This is a genomic window from Mycobacterium sp., assembly GCF_049281135.1.
In the GTDB taxonomy this organism is placed as follows: Bacteria; Actinomycetota; Actinomycetes; order Mycobacteriales; family Mycobacteriaceae; genus Mycobacterium.
The window spans coordinates 1-3,733 of sequence record NZ_JBAPRN010000577.1 but is presented as its reverse complement, the minus strand read 5'-3'; the positions used below and the strand labels follow the sequence as shown (position 1 = coordinate 3,733).

The window sequence follows — 3,733 nt, the reverse complement described above, 5'->3', positions numbered from 1 at the left end:
CTCGAGCCAGTTGACGCCGTAGAGGCCGGCTATGTCCAACAGCACCCCGCGTGTGACGAAGCCGTGCTCGGCATGCTCCATGGACAGCGATCGCGCCCCATGCAATGAGTTGGTGTCGCTCGTCGGGAACCCGTTGTAGTTCTTACCGTCCCAGGAATAATGTGCAAGACCATCCACATGGGTGTTGGAGCCATGTGCAGCGATACCGACGTATTCGGTGACGGCCTCGTACCGCAACCGGCGACCGATGTGATCGGTCACTTCGTTCAGGGTCATGAAACGCTGCACCAGTGCGAAACCCGAGTCCAGCGGGTCCGGGTCAAGCGGGTCGATCGGGCGGGACAGCGAAATCGCCCGACCGGTCCGGATAAGGGACGCCGCAGCGAGTCTCACCTCGTCGGTGATCAGATTGAGCGTCCCGATCCGGTCATCGCCGCCCCACCGGCCCCAGTTGGACAAGTCTGATAGGTATCTCTCCACTCCCTTCGCCGTTAGCCCAGCCTTCTCCGTAACCGCAGCCGCATCGGGCATTTGAGCCTCCTTATTTCGAGCCTTCGGATATGCAGACGGGGCTCGAGCATGTTGGGTGCAGCCCGCGCCGTTGTTACACCCACAGCCTTATTCAGCGCTTCGCGGAATGTCTTTAGCCGCCAGGATAAAAGTCGAGCGCGGGACGTAGTCCTCTAGAACACCTCTAGACCGTTGTGTACGGCGGGACAGAGGTCGGCGCTCAGGTTTTGTCGCCCAGGACATCGACATGGTCGAACGTTCTCACAACCCTGGAAGCCGTGAGTGGTCGTTGCGACCAGTAACTCCCGACACACGAAGGAAGCGCTATGACAAAGAACTTCGGGGACTGGCAGTGGACCGTCTATGGCGATGCAGTACACGGCATAAGTTCGCGGTTCCCGTTCGACTTTGAATCGATTGAGCGGAAAGCCTTTGACGCGATGCCTGATTGGGTGTACCGGTATGTCTCGGCCGCGGCCGGCGACGGTCGCACGCAGCGCGCCAATATCGATGCATATTCGCGTTACGGGATCATTCCGCGAATGATGGTCAGCCCGCCCGAGCGTGACCTGTCCATCGACTTGTTCGGTAACCATCTCGCCTCGCCGATGTTCATGGCCCCGATAGGCCTGATCGGGTTGTGCTCGCCGGACTTCCAAGGAGACCTCGCCACGGCACGCGCATCCGCTGATACCGGTGTGCCGTTCACGCTGTCAACGTTCTCACAGGCTCCCATGGAGGACGTTAGAAAGCACGCTGGATCCACGCCAAGCTATTTCCAACTGTATCTGCCGAAAGACCGTGAGCTGGCAGTCAGTTTCCTCGATCGTGCTGAGAGCAGCGGGTATTCCAGCGTGGTGATGACCGTTGATTCCTGGACGCTGGGCTACCGGCCGGCTGACCTCGCGATCGGAAACTATCCACAAGCGCGCGGCTTCTGCATGGAGAATTACTACTCCGACGAGAACTTCACCAAGCACCTTGCGAAACCACCACACGAAGATCCGGCGGCGACACTGCGCTACTACGCGACGATATTCGCAGCACCGTTGTCGTGGGAAGACCTTCGTTGGATCCGTGCCAATACTAAGCTCCCCATCACGGTCAAGGGGATTCAGCACCCCGATGATGCCCGGTTGGCGATCGACAACGGTGCCGACGTACTCTACGTCACTAATCATGGTGGTCGCCAAGCAAATTCGGGGATCCCAACCCTCCAATTGCTGCCGGGGGTCGTCGAGGCGGCGGGCTCCACTCCAGTCATGTTCGATGGCGGCATACGCAGTGCCACAGACGCCATCATCGCGCTGGCACTGGGAGCAACCGCCGTCGGTATCGGCCGGTCCTATGCCTACGCCCTCTCCTACGGCGGCGCCGAGAGCCTGACGCACTACCTGAAAGCGTTCCTGGCCGAGCTGGACCTATGCCTGGCGATCTGCGGATTCAAGGACATCGCCAGCCTAAGAGAAGCGGGTTGCGAAGAAGCACTGACATTCCACTGATTTCGTTGCGACCCACTAACGCAACTCCGGAGCAGTTTCCCTGTCGACACTTCGGCCGACCGCGATGCGTTCGATTCCACCCTGAACCGGGGAGTCGACACAGTTGAAGGGAGCCCCCCGGCAGCAAGGGCTCCCTTGCGACTAGCACTGAGACTGGGTCGCCACCCGGAAAGTAGGCAACTCATGACCACCTCAATCCTTCGAACTGCGGATGGCTGGTGGGTCCAAACTGCCGATGTCGCAGCCAGAATCGCCATGCCTGCAGCTACCACCGGTGAGTTGCTGACCCACCGCACGGCCATCGACGCCGCCGTCCACACCGCACACACCATTCGCGTCAACAGCCTTCGCCTGATCTCCCCGGTGTCCGTTCCCTGCCGCGTGGTGGCGCAGATGACGAACTTCGCATCCCACGTCAAGGGCGCCGGCATGGATCCAAAGACGATTCCGCTCACCTTCTTTCGCAAGACATCTGGTTCAATTAATGGGCCCTTTGGCACGATTATCAAGCCCCCGCATGTCGAGCTCCTCGACTACGAGGTCGAGATCGGACTGGTAATCGGCCGGGATATTCCGGTGGGCACCGAAATCACCGAGTCGAACCTGGCCGACTTCATCGCCGGTCTTGTCGTGACCAACGACATTTCAGCCCGCGACATCCAGCTGACGAAAACCCAGTTCTACGAAGCCAAGTCGTATCCGACGTTCACCCCGGTCGGCCCTGCCTTGGTACTTCTCGATGCCGAGGAACTCAACCGCTTCGGCGATCTGCGCCTCGAATTGCAGGTCAACGGGGAAGTGAGACAAAACATGCTCGTCCACGGCGACATGATCTACCCACCGCTGCAGGCGTTGCAGTCGCTGGCACGATTCCAGCCGTTGGGCACCGGTGATCTGATCATGACCGGCACGCCGGTCGGGACAGCTCTGGGCGCGCCCCCCAAACCGCAAGAGCTAAAAGCCTTCTTGAAGCGCGAGGCCAGCAACTCGAAGTACCTACAGCACGGCGACATCATGGAAGTCTCAATTGCAACCAACGACGGTGCCATCGACCTCGGCACCCAGCGCACCGCTGTGAGGTACGCGTGACAGAGGTCCCGCTCCATTCCCTCTGCACCGAGAGCGCTAACCTGCGATGACGGACACCAACGCAGCAGTTACTACCGAGGACATCCTCGCCTACAGCGGCGCCGGCGCCGGGTTCGAGGCTGTGATGGCGAACGCAGCCTCCGCCGGAATCGGCGGAGTGCTTCCGCTGCCCGAGCTGACCCGGTTCGCGTGGTCGTTAGCCCGACACCCAAAACCGGTCGCATCGCGGATCGGGCGGCTCGCGACGCAGCTGTTCGGGATCGGACGCGGCGAACCAGCGGAGGCGCCCGGCAGATTGGACAGCCGCTTCAGGGACCGTGCCTGGGCGGACAACTCGTTGCTGAACGGCGTGGCACTTTCCTACCTGGCCTGCTGCGACACCGTCGAAGGCGCGCTCGACGATGCCGATGTCGACTGGCGCACCAAGGAACGGCTTCGGCTGTTCATCGACAACGTGATGGCTGCGGCCGCGCCGACCAATAACCCGCTGACGAACCCGGCCTTTTGGAAGGAGCTCATTGACACCGGCGGCGGGAGCCTGAGGGCGGGCATGGACAACCTTGTCGCCGACCTCCGCTTACCCACCAAGTTGCCGAGTAGCGTCGATCAGTCGGCCTACCGCATCGGCGAAA

Annotated in this window: 2 protein-coding genes and 2 pseudogenes; 3 read left to right on the top strand and 1 reads right to left on the bottom strand. The window is 61.1% G+C overall.

All coding sequences use genetic code 11. From position 1 onward, the window contains the following. Positions 1–531: pseudogene (locus WAN02_RS22600) on the bottom strand (hypothetical protein); the annotation flags it as partial. 305 nt (positions 532–836) lie between these two features. On the opposite strand from WAN02_RS22600, the gene WAN02_RS22595 reads away from it, so the two are divergent. From WAN02_RS22595 to WAN02_RS22585, 3 genes and pseudogenes are all read left to right on the top strand, one after another. Continuing rightward, a complete protein-coding gene (locus tag WAN02_RS22595; RefSeq protein WP_422266565.1) occupies positions 837–2,012 on the top strand; it encodes an alpha-hydroxy-acid oxidizing protein in 1,176 nt (391 codons plus the stop codon). 183 nt (positions 2,013–2,195) lie between these two features. Then, entirely contained in the window at positions 2,196–3,101 is a 906-nt protein-coding gene (locus WAN02_RS22590) for a fumarylacetoacetate hydrolase family protein (RefSeq protein ID WP_422266563.1), read from the top strand. 46 nt (positions 3,102–3,147) lie between these two features. Continuing rightward, positions 3,148–3,733, top strand: a pseudogene (locus WAN02_RS22585) (hypothetical protein); the annotation flags it as partial.